Raw genomic sequence first — 3,079 nt, 5'->3', positions numbered from 1 at the left:
GAGTGCGGCAGGTGCAGGATGCGCATCGAGCCCAGGTCCGGGTTCTTGATGCGGCCCATCAGTTTCGCGCAGCCCTGCTTGCCGTCGAGGGTCATCGACACGGTGCCCTTGAGCAGCGGCATGCGCACGATGCGGTTGCGCAAGCCGAAACTGGCGTGAGCGTAGGGGATCTTTTCGGCTTCCCAGGCAGCGGCGGAAGCGGCGACGTGATCCTTGAACGCCTGATCGGCGCGCGGGTCGGTGACATCGTCCCATTCCAGCAGGGTTTTCAGCAGTTCCGGGTGCGAGGCGTTGCAGTGGTAGCACTCGCGGTTGTTTTCCAGCACCAGTTTCCAGTTGGCCTTTTCCATCAAGGTGGTGGTGATCGCCACCTTGGTGTTCTCCATGTCGTACGGTTCCATGTAATGGTTGAGCGTCGACAGGAAGTCATCGATGGCCGGCGGGTTCTCCGCCAGGCTGATGAAGATGTAGCCGCCAGCGGTTTTCACGTTCACCGGTTTCAGGCCGTACTGCTTCATGTCGAAGTCGGCGCCCATCTCGGTGCCGGCGAACAGCAGGCGGCCGTCCAGTTCGTAGGTCCACTGGTGGTAATGGCAGACCAGTTTGGCGACCTTGCCCTTGTCGCTTGTGCACAAACGCGAGCCACGGTGGCGGCAGACGTTGTGGAACGCGTGCACCACGCCCTCGGCGCCGCGAATGATGATGATCGGGTTCTTGCCGACCTGCAGGGTCAGGTAGTTGCCCTTGGCCGGGATCTCGCAGGTCATGCCGGCGATCAACCATTCCTTCTGGAAGATCTCCTGCATATCGATATCGAACAGGCGCTCGTCGCTGTAGAACGGCTGTGGCAGGGAAAAAGTGCGCTCGCGCTCCTGGAGCATTTGTGCGGTGGCCTTGCGTGCGGGTTCCAGCGGATCGCCCAGGCTGATTTTTGCGGTGACGTCCATCGATGTAATCCTCATGGCCCTCTGCGTGGCCGGCGAAAGTGGCTGATCAGGTGTGCTGCAAAACGGTTGCTACGCAAGGTGTAAAGAAGTCGTCTTGTGTTGGGGCGAGTGTGGGGCCGGCGCTGGGGGGAACCTTATCCATGCGCGACATGGCGCAATCTGTTCCCGACGCGCAAGCCCCGGTGTTCAAGGGCTGGTCGCGATAAGTATGTCAATGTCGCGGATAGGTAAACGCACGGTCTGCGCTATACGCAGAATCGCCGACAAGAGGCCGACAGTCGGCCGTGGAGAACAGCATGTCCAACAGCTTCCTGAATCCGGTCACCACCCAGACCTGGGCCAATGGCCGACACATTGTCCGTTGCGTCAAAGTCATCCAGGAAACCTGGGATGTGCGCACCTTCTGCTTTATGGCCGACCAGCCGATCCTGTTCTTCTTCAAGCCGGGGCAGTTCGTCACCCTGGAGCTTGAAATCGAAGGCCAGCCGATCATGCGCTCCTACACCATCTCCAGCTCGCCGTCGGTGCCGTACAGCTTCTCGGTCACGATCAAGCGCGTGCCGGGCGGCAAGGTCTCGAACTGGTTGCACGACACTTTGCATGAGGGGCAAGAACTGGCGGTGCACGGCCCGGTCGGGCTGTTCAACGCGATCGACTTCCCGAGCCCGAAGGTTCTGTATTTGAGCGGCGGCGTCGGCATCACGCCGTGCATGTCGATGGCGCGCTGGTTCTACGACACCAACGCCAATGTCGACATGACTTTCGTGCACAGCGCGCGCTCGCCGAAAGACATCATTTACCACCGCGAACTCGAGCACATGGCGTCGCGGATCGACAACTTCAGCCTGCACCTGATCTGCGAAAAGCACGGCCTCGGCGAGCCATGGGCCGGTTATCGCGGTTACCTGAACCACAAGATGCTCGAACTTATGGTTCCGGACTTCCTCGAACGCGAAGTGTTCTGCTGCGGCCCGACGCCGTACATGACCGCGGTCAAACGCCTGCTGGAAGCGGCCGGCTACGACATGTCGCGCTATCACGAAGAATCCTTCGGCGCCACGCCACCCGAGGCCCGCGCCGACGCGGTGGAACAGGCCGAACAAGCCGCCGATGCGCCGGAAATCGACGCCGCGGATCTGCACCAGGTCGAATTCACCGCCTCCGGCAAAAGCATTCGCGTCGGCCCGGGCGAAACCGTCCACGCAGCGGCCGCGAAACTCGGCCTGATGATCCCGAAAGCCTGCGGCATGGGCATTTGCGGGACATGCAAGGTGATGAAACTGGGCGGCGAAGTGGAGATGGAGCACAACGGCGGGATTACCGAGGATGACGAGGCTGAAGGGTTTATCCTGTCGTGCTGCAGCGTGCCGAAGGGGGATGTGCGGATTGAGTTCTGAGTGAGGCGAAGGGGCTATGATCGTTCCCACGCTCCGCGTGGGAATGCCGCCCGGGACGCTCCGCGTCCCCTTTCAATACCAGCGCTGAATCTCGATCATTCCCTCAGTTCCTGCGTAGTCCCTGGCACTCGAGTAACGCCAATGCTCCGGTAAATCCACATACCCGCGTTTCACCGGGTTGTTGTGGATATATTCAAGCTTCTGTTGCATCACTGATTCGCTGTAGACCATCTCCGCGTGCGCACCTTCTTGCCACAGTTGATACACCCGGTCCTGCTTATGCGCGCGTTTGCTGAAGCGCAGGCGCTGCAAGGCTTTGTCGGCGCCTTTTGTTTGCAAGTCATTGATGATTTGTCGCGCGGTGAAGGACTTGAACTGGCTGAGGCATTTGCTCAGATCGGGTGCTTGGGCGACGAAGTGCAGGTGGTTTTCCAAAATCACGTAGCCGTATAGCTTCAGGTCATGATGAGCCTGTTGATATCGCCAGCAGTTGAGCAGGTGCTCAACGATGTACGGGCGGATGAACAGCGGCAACCACTCCATCACGGTGCAGGTCAGGAAATGCGGTTTGTCGGTTTCGGTAATCGTATAGCGGCTGCGGCCCATGGGATTCGATCCTTGAATCTTGCGGTGCGACGGAGATGGAACGCGGAGCGTCCCGAGATGCATTACCACGCAGAGCGTGGGAATGCAGCCACTGACGCTCTGCGTCATAGCGGTTTTCAGCCTGTCGCC

Annotated in this window: 3 protein-coding genes; 1 reads left to right on the top strand and 2 read right to left on the bottom strand. The window is 60.0% G+C overall.

Going from position 1 to position 3,079, the window contains the following annotated elements; genetic code table 11:
• Window positions 1–947 (bottom strand): glycine-betaine demethylase subunit GbcA (gbcA, locus tag D8U70_RS11830; RefSeq protein WP_130928938.1); only part of this gene is annotated, 947 nt, incomplete at its 3' end.
• Between the two features lie 296 nt (window positions 948–1,243).
• Here gbcA and gbcB point away from each other — a divergent pair.
• Window positions 1,244–2,344, top strand: coding sequence for a glycine-betaine demethylase subunit GbcB (gene gbcB / locus D8U70_RS11820; protein ID WP_016772824.1), 1,101 nt, complete (start codon window positions 1,244–1,246; stop codon window positions 2,342–2,344).
• 72 nt (window positions 2,345–2,416) lie between these two features.
• On the opposite strand, the gene D8U70_RS11815 is transcribed toward gbcB, so the two are convergent.
• The gene (locus D8U70_RS11815; protein WP_130928940.1) at window positions 2,417–2,950 is read right to left on the bottom strand and encodes a transposase; all 534 of its coding nucleotides are present in this window, start codon (window positions 2,948–2,950) and stop codon (window positions 2,417–2,419) included.
• Window positions 2,951–3,079 lie beyond the last annotated feature (129 nt).

Source organism: Pseudomonas sp. Sample_20 (genome assembly GCF_004307585.1).
GTDB classification, from domain to species: Bacteria; Pseudomonadota; Gammaproteobacteria; order Pseudomonadales; family Pseudomonadaceae; genus Aquipseudomonas; species Aquipseudomonas atacamensis.
This window is presented reverse-complemented; position numbering and strand designations above follow the sequence as displayed.